The 17614-nt window shown below is 34.3% G+C and carries 12 protein-coding genes; 2 read left to right on the top strand and 10 right to left on the bottom strand.

What is annotated here, in order from left to right:
- Positions 1 to 30 precede the first annotated feature (30 nt).
- Positions 31 to 1152, top strand: coding sequence for an acyltransferase family protein (locus C1631_RS06360; RefSeq protein WP_109711167.1), 1122 nt, complete (start codon positions 31 to 33; stop codon positions 1150 to 1152).
- Positions 1153 to 1250: 98 nt separating this feature from the next.
- Here C1631_RS06360 and C1631_RS06355 read toward each other — a convergent pair whose 3' ends face one another.
- The 7 genes from C1631_RS06355 to C1631_RS06325 all read right to left on the bottom strand — a co-directional run bounded on the left by C1631_RS06355 (position 1251) and on the right by C1631_RS06325 (position 10728).
- Positions 1251 to 2288, bottom strand: coding sequence for a serine hydrolase domain-containing protein (locus tag C1631_RS06355; protein WP_109711165.1), 1038 nt, complete (start codon positions 2286 to 2288; stop codon positions 1251 to 1253).
- Between the two features lie 71 nt (positions 2289 to 2359).
- Entirely contained in the window at positions 2360 to 3592 is a 1233-nt protein-coding gene (locus C1631_RS06350; RefSeq protein WP_109711163.1) for a hypothetical protein, read from the bottom strand.
- Complete coding sequence (locus C1631_RS06345) at positions 3592 to 4524, bottom strand: hypothetical protein (RefSeq protein ID WP_103248051.1); 933 nt, start codon at positions 4522 to 4524, stop codon at positions 3592 to 3594. Before C1631_RS06345 ends, C1631_RS06350 begins: the two co-directional genes overlap by 1 nt.
- Positions 4525 to 4527: 3 nt before the next feature.
- Entirely contained in the window at positions 4528 to 5556 is a 1029-nt protein-coding gene (locus C1631_RS06340; protein WP_103248052.1) for a hypothetical protein, read from the bottom strand.
- A gap of 226 nt (positions 5557 to 5782) precedes the next feature.
- Positions 5783 to 6916, bottom strand: coding sequence for a 1-acyl-sn-glycerol-3-phosphate acyltransferase (locus tag C1631_RS06335; RefSeq protein WP_103248053.1), 1134 nt, complete (start codon positions 6914 to 6916; stop codon positions 5783 to 5785).
- 444 nt (positions 6917 to 7360) lie between these two features.
- The gene (locus tag C1631_RS06330) at positions 7361 to 8818 is read right to left on the bottom strand and encodes a 5-methylcytosine restriction system specificity protein McrC (RefSeq protein ID WP_103248054.1); all 1458 of its coding nucleotides are present in this window, start codon (positions 8816 to 8818) and stop codon (positions 7361 to 7363) included.
- Positions 8818 to 10728, bottom strand: a complete 1911-nt coding sequence (locus C1631_RS06325; RefSeq protein ID WP_109711161.1) for an McrB family protein — start codon at positions 10726 to 10728, stop codon at positions 8818 to 8820. Before C1631_RS06325 ends, C1631_RS06330 begins: the two co-directional genes overlap by 1 nt.
- Before the next feature lie 339 nt (positions 10729 to 11067).
- Between C1631_RS06325 and C1631_RS06320 the strand changes: the two genes are divergently transcribed.
- Complete coding sequence (locus C1631_RS06320; RefSeq protein WP_109711159.1) at positions 11068 to 11481, top strand: helix-turn-helix domain-containing protein; 414 nt, start codon at positions 11068 to 11070, stop codon at positions 11479 to 11481.
- Between the two features lie 54 nt (positions 11482 to 11535).
- On the opposite strand, the gene C1631_RS06315 is transcribed toward C1631_RS06320, so the two are convergent.
- Genes C1631_RS06315 through C1631_RS06305 form a run of 3 tightly spaced genes read right to left on the bottom strand, consistent with a single transcriptional unit; the run spans position 11536 to position 17472 of the window.
- Positions 11536 to 12780 (bottom strand): restriction endonuclease subunit S, encoded by a 1245-nt coding sequence (locus tag C1631_RS06315; protein ID WP_109711157.1) that lies wholly within the window; start codon positions 12778 to 12780, stop codon positions 11536 to 11538.
- Complete coding sequence (locus C1631_RS06310; protein WP_109711155.1) at positions 12773 to 14389, bottom strand: HsdM family class I SAM-dependent methyltransferase; 1617 nt, start codon at positions 14387 to 14389, stop codon at positions 12773 to 12775. Before C1631_RS06310 ends, C1631_RS06315 begins: the two co-directional genes overlap by 8 nt.
- A gap of 5 nt (positions 14390 to 14394) precedes the next feature.
- Positions 14395 to 17472 (bottom strand): DEAD/DEAH box helicase family protein, encoded by a 3078-nt coding sequence (locus tag C1631_RS06305; protein ID WP_109711153.1) that lies wholly within the window; start codon positions 17470 to 17472, stop codon positions 14395 to 14397.
- Positions 17473 to 17614: the final 142 nt, after the last annotated feature.

Here is a 17614-nt window from a genome sequence, read left to right as displayed (position 1 = left end):
GGAATTGATCAAGATTTGCAGGAAAAAAAAATGACAAATTATTCTGAAAGATTACATGGATTGGATCACCTGCGGGCTTTAGCTATTATTTTGGTGTTGATGTATCATTATCGCGCCTTCCGCCATCCGGGCTGGATTGATAGTGTGGGCAAGTTTGGCTGGACAGGTGTGGATCTGTTTTTTGTATTGAGTGGATTCCTGATTTCGGGCCAGTTATTTATAGAAACGAAAAACTGGGGAACAATAGAATTGAAAACATTCTATATCAAACGTTTTTTCAGAATTGTACCCCCTTATCTTTTGACACTTTTATTATATTTCACAATCCCTTTTTTCAGAGAAAGGGAAGCGTTGTCTCCATTATGGAAGTTTGTGACGTTTACCCAGAATTACGGATTGGATGTCATCAATAGGGGAACGTTTTCTCATGCCTGGTCGTTGTGCATTGAGGAACAGTTTTATCTTTTTCTGCCCTTGTTTCTTATGCTAGTGATGCCGACCCGGATGGGCAAATATCTGGGTATTTTGATTATAGTCATTATAGTAGTTTCCATACTGGCCAGATGGGTCATGTGGCATACGGCTATCACTGGTCTTGAAAGCGGGTCTATGGAATTCTGGCGGGTATGGTATATGAAAATATATTATCCTACCCATACAAGGCTGGATGGTTTGGGAATCGGCATATTGATTGGTTATCTCGTGAAATATTCGGCACCGTTTAAAAGAAATGTTGATCGCTATGGAAATCTGCTGCTAATCATAGGTGTAGTATTCTTGGGTATTTCGTTTTGGATCTGCAACGATCAGGCCTCCAAAGGACCATCCATATATGGTTTCACAATGGTTGCAATAAGTTACGGAATCATCGTTTTGGCGGCTATTTCAGAATCATCTTTTCTTTTTAAGTCAAAGTCTTATGTCACAGGACAATTGGCCGCACTGTCTTATGCGATCTATCTTTCTCATAAAGGAATTATTCACATGATTCAGACCATGCTTGATCATTTTAACATGGAAACCTCGGATAATGTGAGTCTTCTTCTTTGTTTGTTGTTTTGTGTTGCTGGCGGAGTATTGTATAGATTTGTTATTGAAAAACCTTCCTCAAGAATTAAATCTAAACTCCTGATGTTAAAAAATAGGGACTGATTTACTTTCATCCTGTAAGGATCTAAATAAGACTGTGGAGATCCCTAAGCATCAACAACATCAGGTTGTTATCCCTAAGAAATTTAATTTTAAAATGCTTAGGGAGAAGTGATACTTTTCAATACAGCATTCTTGATGGCAGCTTCCTTGAAACTCCAGTACTCACTGTTTTTTGGCATCTGGTTTTCGAGAATAATAAGACTGGTATCTACAGACGGGAAGTAGACATTAAGACAGGTGAAACCATCACCAAGACCCGTCACACCAAAATAATTAAGACCCGATTCCTGAATGATTCTTACGTTATATCCAAAGCCCATGCTTTCTTTTCCAAACACATTGTGTTGAGAGGTTGTGGAAGCTATTAACATTTGTTTTCTGTATTCAGGAGAAAGAAGCTTTCCTGTAAACAAGGCCTGATTCCATTTGGCAAGGTCCTGTACGGTCGATACTATGCCTGCCGCGGGGACAATCTCATCGTTCAGAAAGGATTCTTTTACCTTTTCAAACTGATTATTTTCACTTCTGTAACCGGGGACCGGCGACTGATTGTTTTGGGTATTATACACAAAGGTTTTTTCCATTTTCAATTTTTTGAAAAGAGAAGTAGCCAATTCAGTAAAGCTTTTTCCGGTTGTATTTTTAAGAATTTGTCCTAAAAGCATATACGAAAGATTGCCATACTTAAATTGTGAACCTGCTTTAAAAGCAGAAGGTTTATCAATGTCTGTAATACCATGCGTATGATTTAAAAGATGGTGTACCGTCACTGAATCTGCCCAACTCTGTGTCAGTGAAGGAAGGTATTTTTTAACTGGAGTCTGAAGATTGAGTTTTCCTTGTTCAGCTGCCTGTAAAATTAATACTGCTGTTACCTGTTTGGAATTGGACATGATTTCAAACAGGTCATCTGTTTTCAAAGGAATTTTCTTCTCAAAGTCTCTGTAACCGCTGGCTTTCAGATATTGTATTTTAGCATTTTTTGAAACCAGAACAACACCATTAAATGATAGTGGAGTAGAAGCTGTGATAATGCTGTCTATTTTTTTAGAATAGCTATTATATTTTTGAGCTTTTGCAGCGAATGATAATACGACAGAAAAGATAATGGTGAAAAATAATGGTGTTCCGGTCATCAGTTTATTTTGAGATAAGGGTGGCGGTTACGTTTTTTAAAACGTAAATATAATTCTTTCTTATGCTTCTTTTATATACCAAAGCCCCATTTTTTTTCTAAATCCAGATATATAAAGCAGAAAATCACAATCCCAATCAATACCAGGGATAATAGGAGTGTTGCGACCTTAAAAACATCCAATCTGAATTCTTTATCTTCACTTCTGCGATGTCCCGAGTTAAATTCAACAAGACTTCCCATAGGTCTGCTTTCCCCTGTAGTTGAAGTTTTGAAATCTGAGGAAGACACTGAATATAAAGAATCTATATTATTATATTGATTAATACTATTGGTGAAAACGTTTTTATGTTCACGATGCTTTTTTTTGGCAGCTTCTACTTTGCCGTCAATTTTAAGTGTTTTTATCATGTCTTCAATTTGTACAGAATATTGATCGTATTCTTTGCTGATGACTTCAAGTCCGTTTCTGGATTCTTTTATTTTAAGCTCATTTTCCTGATGTTTCCTCTCATTATGCTCAATCTGTCTTGTAAGACTTGTTAAAATTTCTTTTTTTTCATGGATTAAGCCCTCTTTTTCTCTTTCAAATTCAGCAACAGAGTTTTGAACTTCCTGAAGTTTTTCTTCACGAAACTTTTCAATTTCTTTATAAAAACCAGATGCATCAACAATTTTAAAAATTCCTTTTTGTTTTACAAATTCTGCTATTTCGTGGCTTTGAGTGAAATAGATTGTATCATATACATTCAACAGTTCTATAGCTTTCTTAAAAAAGGGCTGTAGTTTTACGGCATCTGTTTCACAATAAACGACCAGGTAATTTTGAGTTGAATGGCTGAAATTGAGGTCCTCAGTTTCTTTTATATGAAATCCTATTTTATCAAAATCTTTAGGTTTTCTGATCGAAAAATTATCTGAATGATTGACGGTAATCACCCCCTCTGAGAGATTATTTTTTTCAAGATGATGCTGGAAATCATTCAGAGTATTGATTACAATAGTTTCCGGAGCCGTTTTCTCAATGAAAATGAGACTTGAGCCCACAAATGTTCCTCCTCTGTCTGAATTCTGTTCTTTTGCAAATTTGTAGACTGAATAAGAGATCAGATTACATCCACCGGCAATATCTTTTCGTATTGAGTAAATGCTGCTTTGAGGAAAGAGCTTAATAGCATCTGTTTTTAAATCATAAGTCCGGATCTCTGTTGCAATGGCTTTATTTCCACCCAAAAAAAAGGATTGTCTGAAACCGTACGGGTTTCCAAAAGTGCCAAATGCGGAGAAAAAATAAGTTGTGTTCATTAACTTGTAAAACTAAATTTTAAACGTTCCCAAAATGTTCCTTCATAGTCCAGATCATATCCTATAATGCTTCTGTACAACCATTTCGATAAGACTTCTGCTGTAGAGAGATTCAGTAAATCAATTTTTTCCTGCCCGGTGGCATTCTGAAGGCTTCCGATGGTATAGTAGGTTTTGCTCAATCCGTAGGTATCAATCCGCTGTGAGGTCATGGGAAGTCGCTCTGCGATAAAGTTGTCGAGTTCTTCAGCACTTTCCACATCCATTCTTCCGGATTTATCCCATTTTGAAACAACCAGTATGGCATTGACAGATTTTAGATTTTTCCCTTTTCTTTCCAGTTCATCGAGGAATTCATTGATCAGAGAATCATCTTTATAAGCAGATTCATAACTTGTAACGATGATAAAAGTAAGCGGAATATTGGCATTCAGAAACGATTCTATACTGCTGTGATAGCTACCTCCTCTTCGGATATCATTATGATTTTCACCGGAAGTTTCCAAAAAAGTCAGGTCAATCGGTACCACCTTTTTAGACTTATTATTGGGTTCAAAAACCAGATCCAGACGGGTTACCTGATCTCTTGTTGTTCTGTTGGGGAGGATCCCCTGACGTATATTCTCAAAAAAATCTGAGAGGAGTACATTAGCTTCTTTTGAATTTGGGGTTCCTAGTTTAGGTCTTAAAACACCTGCATAAGATCTGAGGTAATACAGCATCGAAGAAAGAATCACCGATTTCCCTGATTCTGCTGTTCCAAAGAAGAAAACAAAATTACTTTCTTTGTTTTTTATATCGTTGGAAATGGTCTTTGCGATAGGGACAAAATCTTCAGGAGTATCTTTTTTAAATTCAAATGAAAGAGGTTTTAATACTTCTTCCGTTTCGGTGTCAAAAGACAGAGGTTTTAAATGATCTTGAGTTTCCATGGTTTAGTTGTTGGGAATTATAGTTTTACCACTTCTTTTATTGCTGAATACACTGCCTCCGCTATTTCTGTTGTATCCTCCCGGAGTGGTGACCAATAATATGATAATGACAATCACAAAATCGAGTAAGATGCAGCCTGCAAGCACTACAAATTGATACATTCCGAAGTTCTTGATGGCATGTTCGAAAGCAAAACCTATTTTCCCGACCTGTTGGGTCTGTGATACTGCAGGCTCAAAATGAAGTTTTTCATTTCCTAAAACGGTCTGTGCTCTGCTTCCCAGCTTGTTATAGTCTGCTAATGATTCGTCAATCAGACCCTGGGACATTTCATCTTTCTCTTTCTTGGATAGCAAAAGAAGATCCTGGATATTTTTGTTCCATTTCAGAGAAGCGTTGTTGATATCGGTTTTTAACGCTCTTTCTTCGGGTGACAAATCCGAGATCATATTATCGATCTGGCGTCCCATTCTTTCTGATAGATCTTCATAATCATTACCTACCGGAGTCAGTAAATCCACTTTCTGACCGGTCATTTTCTCAATGTCTCTGATCAAAGACTGAGCACGGGTTCCGATTCCTTTGTTGCCTGGGTCTTTGATTTGTTCCATGAGCTGCTTCTTTTTAATCTCAATATTTTGGGTGGTTACTTTGTTGTATTTATAGCTTAATTTGGATTCCACATCATTTTCCAGTGTTGTGAAACTTTTATTGATGTCTCTGAGTTCATCGGTATAAATATCTGTTCTCATAAACCTTGTGTACAGGGCATTAAAATTGGCAATGAAGCAAAAAGAAGCAATGAAAATATAAATTCCTACCAGACTTCCGGTAGGTTTACCCTCCAGCTTGGCATTTCTCAGCATCCAGCAAAGAAACAGAAGGAGCAATGAAAGAACTAAAGCAATGACGAATGATGCAGGGCCAAAAATCTGCTGAAGCCCGAGCCATGTCTGATAAAAGCTTACGCTGATGAGAAGTAATGCAAGAATTCCCAGAAAGAGATCTGCAGGAGTTATTTTTTTATTCATAATAGGTCAGTTGTTTTTAGAATGAAAGTTGATCAAAACACTATGTTTTATAATGTCCGAAACTACAAACAACTGACAGAGAAAAATTACGGAAACCCGTAAAAGGGTGTACTCTTTTCGTAATACAGGGAAATGATTCATTTTTTGCCACAAATACACGAATATTTTTTATTCGTGTATTTATAGCTTTAAAGGATATTTTATTGTAAAGTTTTTGATCAGAAAATCAGATATTCTGAGCTTTTATTTTATTGATCAGAGGATTGGCATACATCGTCAGGAAAAATTCCTTAGAAACCGGATCAGATGGGTCAATACGCATTTCCAGTCTTCGGATAAACAATTGCTTTTCCTGTTCCGTGTATTCTGAGGCATACGTACCGGTATTGTGAAGCAGATCGTATGCAATATATTTGGTAGGCCAAAGCTTATAATTCTCAATGATTGACCGGTCAATCACCTGCGCTATTGCCTGAAGCTGCTTGTTTTTATTGTCAATTGTAGCAGCAATTTCATCCAGTTCCGTATCCAGAACATCACCGGCATGAAGATGTATTCTTTTCTTTTGTCCTAGAATTCCGCTCAGCATGGTGGTAAAATCTTCATTTTTACCTTTTACATATTGTTCTTCTCTGTGCTGAGCCAGCAACTGAGGCATTTTTAAAGAATCGGTAGGGTCATATTCGTATGAGATGGAAACCGGAACAATTCTTAACGTTTTAAAATAGTCCGTTACCGACTGATCTCCGGCCGCCATAGCCAGCATTTTTAGAACACCCTGTTGCGTTGAATCATTACCATCTTTGGCACGACCTTCGCGCTGCGCAATCCATACGGAGCTTTTTTCGTGATGCAATTGCTGTTCAATATATTCAGACATGGTCTGTGAACTCGTAAGCTGCTCACGAATTGATAAACCTCTTTGTACTAAAAAGTTTCGGTTCAGTTTCGCCAATACATTCAGAAAGCTTTTGCGGACCAGGTTATCACCAATAGCTGAGGCAGTCATAATAAGACCTTTTTCCAGCAACACAAGATTCAGCAATGACGTATCCAGTACGATATCCCTGTGATTTGAAATGAATAGGTAAGGGGTGTTTTTATCTAATTTTTCAAACCCGGAGGTCGTTAAACCATCAGAACTTTTTGCAAGAATCTGACGAACGGTATGTGCAATGACCTTATGCTGGAAATCACTAATGGAATTGATGTTTTTAAACTGTTCCAGCCAGATCTGTTCATCCGTGTCCGGAAAAGTAAAATTCATCAATGCCTTCATCATAGGGTCGCGGGCTACACTTCCCAGCTTTTCATTCACTTCATGATCATAAAAATACCGGATTTCATCAAACTTCGACATGCACTTACTTAATAAATTAAAACTTTTGCAAAAGAACAAAAATTTATCTGAGCACGCTTCATACTAAGTGTTAAAGTATTATGAATGGCGTATAATTTTAGTTTAATTCATTGAAAGTGTTTAAAAATCAATAATATAAATAAGTTTTGTATTGAAATATTTCCTATATTAGTGAAAAATAAAAATAACATAACCATCATCTATACAAAAGCTTATGAAATTCAATATTTTCTAATGAAAAAATACGTTGTTGTGATACTACGTTTGCAAGAACGTCAGATGTACAATACGGAAACGTTTTAGAATCACCAATCCGAAGGAGGTAACAGCTTTCTTATAGATACTCATACGATTAATACACTCATTATATCTATTTTCAAGAATCGGCCGCTGAGGAATCTCAGCGGCCGGTTTTATGTCGGAATAATTATTTGAATGCAAAAGTTAAAGCAAAGGCAAACTCATCCCCAATTTAAAAACTTTATGATAAGCCATAATCTGATTTTCAGGTTTTTCAAATTGCTTTTTAATGTTATCAAGAGAAAAATCAGATAATAATGTGGGTGAGTGGCTATTTTCACTATCAAGGTAAGGGTAAATAATGAGGCAATCCATGATTTGGTTTTCATCCCAAGCGTCATTTTTACTTTTCAATTCATTGATAACCTTTTTCAGACGGGAATATCCTGAAACCTGTCGGATATCCTTATGAATATGGCTTTTCGTGTATTTCAGCTTATATTTTGTATCAATTACCATTTCACATCCGGGTTTACTGATCAGAAAATCCAGATGATTCCCATACGTTCTAAACTGATAATGGATGTACTGCTTATCTTTGGGGTTGGCCTTTACCAACTGATAATAAAAATGCAATTCAAATAATCCCGGCATATCAATCCAGAAGGGTGGGGTTTCTATTTTCTTCTGCGTTGTTTTGGTAATATTATATGAAAAGCGCTTCAGGATAAGCTGCCCGATCCTGATGGCCTCTCCATATTCATTGAAGAAAGGGTTTTTCCTGATGTTTTTCAGTTGGTATTCATCGGCATCACTGCTGATATGTTCAAAAGCTGGTCTGCAATAATTGAGAATATCTTTAATGGCTTGTAAATCTGATTCTGAAGGAAATAATGATGAATTATTCCCGATATAGCTGACCACAAACTCTAACACCTTCTTTAAAAAACGGTTCTCCAGATGATCTTCCCCAAAGACCTGAAACTCACAGAAAGTAGAGGTTAATCTGTTTTTAAATACATTCTTTTTTATATGCTTCCCAACTAATATTTTCCCTTTCACCTTACTGTTAAGGTTTTCCTGAACTTTATAGTAGGATTTTTTCAGCCCTTTCCGAACAATTGTTTTTAGGTGTTGTAAAAACTGTACAATCAGAAAGGGTGTTAAACGGTCATCTTTCTGATCAATTGTAATGGGGGGGACCTTCCAGTCGATCTTGACCACGTCCTTGGAATATCGGGATGTTTCCGGCAGAGACATGATATCCAGAAGAATCGTAAGGTAGTTCACTTCCCTGGTTGCTGCTTTCTCCTCACGATTAAACTCTTCAGGAATTTCAGTAGAATTTTCTTCCTCATTGAGACAGTTTCTGAAATATTCTGATAACCCCACATTCATCTTAGGTTCAACGTATATCGTTCTGCCCGTATTTCCCAGCCAATCGATGCCTACAAAATAATCTGCCTTAATCTTGCAATGGTTTTCTTCTTTTATCACCGAAAAAGAAAAAGACTGACGATTGAATGGTTTACTTTCTAAGGTATCAAATAACTGAAAAGACTCATCATCAAGATGAAGCTCATCCTGAAGGTCTGCAACAGGTTCTTCGGGAATACCTCTTCTGATCAGAAAACTTTTATGTTCCGAAAGTAAAATTCCCATTAATTATTTGTTTTCAGGGTATTGATATAGTCTTTGATCTCATATTTTTTATTGTTGTCCTCCTTATCCTCGAAAGTTCCGATAAGAACACCATCTTTCACATACTCCAGAAGAATAGGAACCACTTCATAATCCATCTTCATATTGAAAATGTCCTCTTTTGTCTGGTCAGCTCTGATATCTTCTTTTTTAGCAATAAAATAACTGTGTCCCAGTTGAACATCCTTCGCTTCAAATTCACCACTTACATTTCCATTTTTGAATAGGCCCGAAACTTTTTTGAATCCTTCTGTATTAAAATGAATACGATCATCATCTTCCAGAGGTTCAGGCAATACCTCAATAAAAGCAAAACGCCTTCTTATCGCATAATCAATATGACCTACACTGCGGTCTGCCGTATTCATGGTGCCTATGATGTATAGGTTGGGAGGGAGGATCAGTTTATTTTTAACTTCATTGGTGGCATCTTCAATGGCATATATGCTTTCCACTGCTTTTCCACGATATTCCAATGCATAGATGAGTTCTCCCAGTACGGAGGATAAATTAGCCCGGTTAATTTCATCAATAACAAGCACATAATTCTTTAATATTACTGTTTCTGCAAATACTACTTCAGGCTGATAAGTTTGCTTAAATTCATAGTACTTCTCAACAACCTTCATGAAATAGGTGGCATGTTGTCTTGTTTTCTCTTCAACTTGAGACATTTTCTTAATGTCCTGTCTTTCTTGTGCTCCGGATTCAATAATAAGTCTTAATTCCGAAAACTTCATATTTAAACCATTTTTATGAGCCTCCCAGTTATCCCCTTTATATTTGAATTTGGTTTCATCTGAAGAAAATAAATACACTGAATTGGTAAGAGGGTATTGGTGGTGGTCGTTTTCGGCCATTTCATCTTTTATTTTTTCAATAAAGACATCAAAAATATCTTCCGATATGATGGTATCAACTGTAGTTTTTGATGCCTTATAATTTTGTAATGCGGTGTGAGCAAACTCAGCGAGAATTCTGTTTTCAGCTTTAAAAAGTATGCCATCTCCGTCTTCATTAGGCTTGGAAACTATGCCTCTTACAAAATCTTCGTAAGAGTAGCTGGGATGAAACTGGATGATTTTGAATTGTGGATTGTCTTTTAATTCTTCTGTTGACGGTAATCCGAGTAGCTTAACAGCCAACTCCCTGGCCATTCTTGTTTTTCCGGTTCCCGGAGGACCTTGAAGGATGATTTGTTTTTTATATTCTAAAATTTGGATCTGCTGGTCCAGTTTATTTTCACTCATATCATTTTGTTCTATAGAAGATGGGGTGTTTTGTTCCTGAAAATAATCGTAAACCTGCCATGGAAGGGTTACAATTTCATAAACGTCTTTGTTGAGTTTTTCTTTGAAAATCTGAAGAAGGTTGTAGCTGTCCTGAAACCAGTCATAGGTAAGTTTCAGTTCAAAATCCTCAACATTTTTGTTCAGAAGATAGATTAAACCTCTCAATTTATCTTCATTAACAATGGTACATAATAGCTGAGGCTGCAAACTTGCAATCAGTCTGTTGGTAGCGGCTTTTTTATTATTATAAGTACATTTTCTGATCAGCTCTTTGATCTGGTAGTAAGTGTCAAATAAAGGTTGTTCCTGGCTTATGGCAATTTTCTGTAATAATACAGAAAGCTCAGTCCATTTTTCTTTGATCAGATCTCTTTCTTCATGGGTAAAGTATCCTTGTTTCAAAGAAGAAACACACTGATCTCCGGGGCGCATAAAAAATTCATAGAATATATCCTGATCCCAATCTTCCCAATTTTTCCCTGTGCTTGCCTCCGAGACAAACTGGGGTACAAAACGGTTGTATTTTCCCCGCCAGTCATCCCAAATCTCTATTTCGTCAATTAATTCTGTAAAAGTCATGTTGGTTTTTAGTTTTCTGTATAGATATAATTTATTACTACATCATGAACGGGTCGTTGATAAAATGATAAGTTTTTAAAATTGAAAGATACTTTCTAAGGTATTAAAGCATCAATGATATTAGTTTTCATGTATTTGTAGTGTATAGATTACAATAATAAGGAAAATCTTTAAGGCATGATTACGGGAAAGCGTAAAATTTTTGGCCAAGATGCTCTTATTTCAGAAATTCAATCATTTAAATCTGGCACAACGGAAAAAACAGATTTCGTCTGCTTTTTTAAAGCCTTTTTTGCAGATATTTTTCTATATTTAACTCTTCATAAAAGTTGAATTGTCATGGAACATAAAATACATCAGGGCCGCAATGTAAAACGATTCAGGGAAATGCTGGGCATCAAGCAGGAAGCATTGGCTCTTGACCTTGGAGACGACTGGAACCAGAAGAAAGTTTCTCTGTTGGAACAGAAAGAAATTATTGAAGACCCTTTACTGAAAAGAATTTCCGAAGTATTGAAAATTCCGGTGGAAGCGTTTCAGAATTTTGATGAGGAGCAGGCGGTGAATATTATTTCTAATACGTTTACAGCCAGTGATAATGCTACAGGTTTTATGTATAATCATTATCCTACATTTAATCCAATTGACAAAATTGTAGAATTGTATGATGAGAAGATTGAGCTTTATGAGCGTATGCTGAAGGAGAAGGATGAGATGATGGGGAGGCTGGAGAGGTTGATTGAGAAGAAATAGTTTAAGACATTATAAATTGAAAAGCTCAACATTTTCGTTGAGCTTTTTGTATTTTTAGTTTTCTACTTTTACTTGTCCATTCATTAGCATAGGTAATAGCCAATCTCGGAGAGAAGCCAGTTCTTGGTTTTGTTGTAGATTAAGGTTTAATTTGTCATAAAATGGCATAACAATTTTTAAAAATTTAGTCTTAATTTCTTTTGGACAATCTAAAATTGGAATATCCGAAAATTCGCCCTTATTCATATTAGATAAAACAGCCCCTTGTTTTGCAGCAACATTAAATTCAAAATATTTTTTTAATGCATTAAGTAAAAAATATCTGTTATAATCTTTAACTTTTGAAATAGTATTTATTTGTTGGTTAGTTTGACATTTTTTGCCTACAATTCCAATAACTCCGACAGTGCCAATACACGAAACACAAATATCACCAATCTCCAAAAATTTACTTTGTTGAGTTCCAGCTCCTTTTTCGGATAATTTTCTATCACTATTAATTATGAAAAGTTGCTTTCTAATATCGTCGATTGTTACGAATGGAATATCACCCCCAAAATTATCTTTAACTAAAGTGGATGGCGTCTTCCCAGTAATGATATTATTTTCGATCTCCTCTAATCTCTTTACTTCCCAACCTTGGGGAATTTCTCTCTTCAATGTTTTATTATATATCATTTTTCCGCCTGAAGATTTATAAGGCTTACCATCTTCATTAGGAAAATCAAACTGTACAAACCAATAATCATATAATGTTTTGGCCATTTGTTCAAGTTCAGTATTAATGCTATTATTGAGTTCTATTTTATCGTCTAATGTAGATAAAACAGAGGCAATTTTTTGTTGTTCTATTTTTGTTGTGGGTACTAATATCTCTTGTCTTTTTAAAGCACCTTCATTTACTCTTTTTCTTCCAGATGTGCCTTCCATACAGCTAATAGCACGTTCTCTAAATAAAGGACTTCTTGCTAAATAATAAATGAATTTAGAATCAGAGTTTTCATTTTCTCTTAGTACAATAAACTCAGAAGAGCCGAATGCAACTTCATCTTCATTTAAATTGTCAACATACGCTGTTTTTCCATTTTCAAGACAGGGTGTAATTTTAGCGACTAATGTATCTTTGTTACGGAATTTTGGTCCAGCAGAATATTCTAGATTTTCAGATCCATTAATTTTTCTTTGAAATATACCTAGTTTATCCATTCCGATTTTCCTTGCAATTAAACCTTTTTTTATAGATTCATGAGGATTAAAATCAATGAATTCACCAATAGAAATCTGTTTCCAATTACTCATATTTCAATTTTTTTAACTGATTCTGAATTTCGACATCTAATTCATTTCCTTGCCTAAATAATGAGGTCAATCGGTTTTCAAAGCCATTCATTTTTTCAGCAAATTCTTTTGGGCTAATATCTATATATTCAATTTTTACTTCAAAATATTGTCCCGCCGAGAAAGAATAGTTTTTAGCTTTTATTTCTTCAGTTTTTACAACAATAGAAAAATCTTCTATAGCCATTTTATCATTCATAGCAGAGATTATCTTTTGTTCTTCTTTCTTGGTTAAAACAGTGCGTTGGTTTTTACCTTCTTTCACAATTTCGCCTAGTTTTGAAGCGTCCACCAAAACTATGTGCTCATTATCTGCACTTTTATCAAAAAATAGAATAGAAACATTGGTTCCAGTACTTGCAAAAATATTACTAGGCATACTTACTACACCACGTAACCAACCACGTTCAATTAAAGCTTCACGAATTTTCTTTTCAATACCGCTTTGTGCTGTGATAAAACCTGTTGGAACTACAATTGCTGCTTTCCCTTTGTCGGAAAGACTATACATGATGTGTTGTATAAACAGTAGATAAATCGCCATTTTATCTTTGTCTTTTGCAGGTATTTTTGGAACTCCAGCAAAAAAACGGGTTTTATAAGTATCTGATAATAATTTTGTCTGATAATCCGAGAAATCCAATTTAAAAGGTGGATTTGAGACTATATAGTCAAACTTTTCTGTCAAATAAGAAGAACTTAAAATAGTATTTCCTTTTATAATATTCGGAATAGAATGCGAAAGGTTGTTAATGATAAGATTTAATCTCAACATGTTTGCTGATTTCTGAGAGACATCCTCAGAATAAATGCTACAGTTTTTTTCTCCAATAGCATGTGCTATATTCATAAGAAGTGTTCCTGATCCTGCACTGGGATCATATACTTTTACACCATTATCTTTTTCAGTAACTAAAATTGCAGCCATAATTCTTGCAACTGCATGTGGAGTATAATATTCTGCATATTTTCCTCCAGAATCTGAGTTATAATCTTTGATTAAGTATTCGAAAATAGTAGAGAAAAAGTCGTATTTCTCAGAAAACATCTTCTCAAAACTTACATCTACAATTTTGTTAAGTAAAGCTTTACAAAATGTATCTCTTTGCGAAACATCACGGATATATTGACTCAAATCGTCAAACATTTTTTCTTTTCCCCCTCCTTCAGATTTTACAGCGTATAAATGCTCGTTATCTGCATTTAAGCTTCGCAAAGTTCCATCAAAATGAATTGCTGCAAAATTTTCTGCTCCATTTTTATTATAGATATAAGAGATCATTTGTTCAGGCTTCATTTTAGCAGCTTTTGTCCCAATCCTTCCCAGCAAGAATTTCTGTTCAGATTCAGATAAAGTTTCATATGCTTTCTGAAAGTTTTCAGCCTTAGCTAATTTGGGATCAGCTTTCTTTGCTTCATATATAAATTTATCGTTCAAATATTTATATAAAAATACTTGAGTAATAATATTAAATTCGCTTGCATCATTTCCTAAACCATAATTTGCACAAACACTCTTTAGTCCGTCAATCAGTGATTTGGTTTTAGTCACAAATTCTTGCTCTGTCATTTCTTTTATTGGTAATTAAACTGGTAAAGATACTCGTTTACAATTAAGTGATTAATTTTTTCTGTGGTATCAAAATCTAGTTTTAGTTTTTGTTCATCTATAAATTGTTGAATAACAATACTTAAAACTTCTTCTTTAAAATACTCATCATTTTGCATTAAGTTGATATTTTTTAAGAAAATGCCATCTACAACACTTCTTGTTTCCATAAGTGCATTATAAATTTGTATTTCTTTAGCAGATATAGCCTTATTTTCTAATAATCGTTTATGCATTCTCACATATTTTTCATCTCCTTCATATTTATCTTTCAAATTATTGTTCTTTCGGTTAAGTTCTTTAACTTCATCATAAATCCTAGATAAAATAGCAATGTTTTCCCTCATATCTTCCTGCGAGACTTCATCTAAATTTTTATTTTTAAAAATACGCTCGAGCTCTTCTCTCAGAGAAACAAATTCGGGAGAAGCCTGATCAAAATTTCGTTGTAATTCTTCTCTTGTTTTTCTTAATTGATCTTTTAATCTATCAGCCAAAATCATTTCTTCTTCAGAAATTTTCTCAAACTGGAAGAAAATATCTTCCAACGCTAAATTTAAAATATTAGAGGTATCCGAATCCGAATTAATATCTTCAACTAAATTGAGCATGTCCAATCTACTTTGAGCCACTTTCAATAATTGATTCAGTTTATAAAAATCTAGAGCTTTTAATAAATCTGCTTCATCTTGGAAGCGAATGATATTCTTTAGCTCTCTTGCATCATTAAGTACTTTGATTAATTCAATAAGCTGCGTTCTATCCTTAATTTCATCCGTTTGCAATCTGAAATTTTCAGCATTATTGATATCAAAATGGAATAGTTTTTCTTTAATATTTATTATGTCTGCTTCAATTTCTTCACGTGTTTTAAATAAGTCACTATATGACTGCACATCATCACCAAGTTCTTGTTGCAGTTCTTCAAAATAATTCTGGTTGGTTTCTTTGAATTCTTTGGTGATGTCTGCAAAATCTACAACATGCCCAAACCTATACTTTTTATATGGACGATTTACACGAGTAAGTGTTTGCAAAAGATTATGATTTTTAACAACACGTGCGAGATACAGCTTCTTCAATCGTTTGGAATCAAAACCTGTTAAAAGCATATTGTATACAAAGAGTATGTCAATTTTTCCTAATTTATAAGCAGAAATTAAATCTTTTCGTATTGATTTATCATTTTCATCATGTAAGATTAAAGAAGCTGTTAAATTTTGTCGATTGGTAATTTTATAAGAAGCTCTTGGCTCAGCGACTAATTTTTCAGACTCAGTTTCTTGTTTTCCGAATTTATTTTCAAAAAAATGAAATAATTCTCTTGCTTGATCGGCACTATCACAAACTACCATGCCTCCTAAAGTATCATCTTGCCAATATTCCCTAAATGAATATAAGTCTTCTAAAATATATTCTAACATAGGTTCAACGAACTTTGGATGCGCAAAAATTTCACTTTTTGAAATATCGCCTCTCAAAACTTTGATTTGCTCTATAATATCCTTCATTTGCATGCTATATTTAGTAGCAATAGCTTCACGAATTAATCGCAAAGTATATCCATCTGCTATTGAAGAATTGTAATAATATTTATGGATGTAATCTCCAAAAATTAATTTAGAATCGTATTGTTTTGCAACTTCTCTTAAAAGCGGAGTTCCCGTAAGTGCAATCTTTACTGCATCTTGATCTGACTTCAATAAATTTAATAAATAACTTCCTTTAGGATTGTAACTTCTATGAGCTTCATCAATGAAGAACACACGTTGAATATTGAGATCGTAATCAATTTTTTCAATAGCGGTACTGTCTTCTGTAAATTTCTGAATATTAACTATTGTAATTTCTAATTCTCCTGAATTATTTTGCAATGCGGCTACTTTCTTCATATCAGCAACAAAATCTGCACGCGAAGCAATCATTTTCGAAAATAAGCCTCTTTTTGAAAATTCGTTATTAGCTTGAATCGCAAGATCCAAACGATCTACGATAAAATAGAACTTTGGAATCGTATTTTTTTTCTGGTAATAATCCGTCAGAAACTTAACATTGTAAAAAGCTAAAGCTGTTTTTCCAGAACCTTGTGTATGCCAAATAATACCTTTTTTGATACCTTCATCCAACTTTTTTGCAATGGCTTTTGTTGCAAAAATTTGTGGATAACGCATAATATGTTTTTGAATTTCTTTAGAACCATCTGGCTTTTCTTCCTTAACGTATGCAATGGCATACCGAAGAATAAATGCAAGTCGGTCTTTAGAAAGTAATGAAGTTAAAATTCTATTGGTAGGTTTATTATAATCCTTATTTGTAATAAACTCGTCCGTATGTTTAATTGCAACGATATTATTATCTTTAAGAATCAGGTTCTCTAAATCCTGATTTTCGGGAAGTAATAATCTTGTTAAATCTAAATTTTCTTCTTCACGGAAATAATTAAAATAAACATCCTCTTGGGATGGCGTTCCATAATAAGCTCCCATAATTGGTTCTATTACGCCATCTTCATATTCCATGTTATTGGAAAATATCATGAGCTGTGTAATATTCGTGAATGCATTAAATGCTTTTAAAGAAAATCGCTTATTTATTCTTTTTCTTTCAGCTAAAATACCTTCCTTATTATTAGGTTTTTTTACTTCAATAAATATCAAAGGGAGTCCATTGACAAGAACTGTAATGTCAGGGCGAAATTCTTCATCTCCATTTTTGTATACTAATTCTGTAGTAACATGAAAAAAGTTATTGTTAAAATTTTCGAAATCAATTAGTTTGGTGCCTGAAGTGTTTACTAGAGACTTATAAAAACCCTTTCCAAAGTCATCATATTTCAATTTCAGAATTGTTTCATCTAAAATTTTCTGAACTTCATGCTCTGAAAGTGACCCATTAATCTTACTAATGCTTTCTTTAAATATATCTGGAAAAATATTATTTTCCTCAAGCCTATTCTGTTTATTTCTAGGAATATATTGATAACCAAGTCTACAAAGATGTAGTATTGCAGGTATTTTTACTCTTGAATCTTCGTTAAATGCCATTAGGAATTTTCTCTGTTATTGCTTTAGTTCGGCAAAGATAAGATTCCGAGCTCCTCAAACGAAGAAATAAGACAAGTAATTTCTATTTTTCTAGTGTTAAAATTTCAATTATTTTATTATCAATATTTAAGAGTTTGGAGGA

Source organism: Chryseobacterium phosphatilyticum, assembly GCF_002899825.2.
Taxonomy (GTDB): Bacteria; Bacteroidota; Bacteroidia; order Flavobacteriales; family Weeksellaceae; genus Chryseobacterium; species Chryseobacterium phosphatilyticum.
The sequence above is the reverse complement of the archived record's forward strand: the minus strand, read 5'-3'. Positions and strand labels throughout refer to the sequence as shown.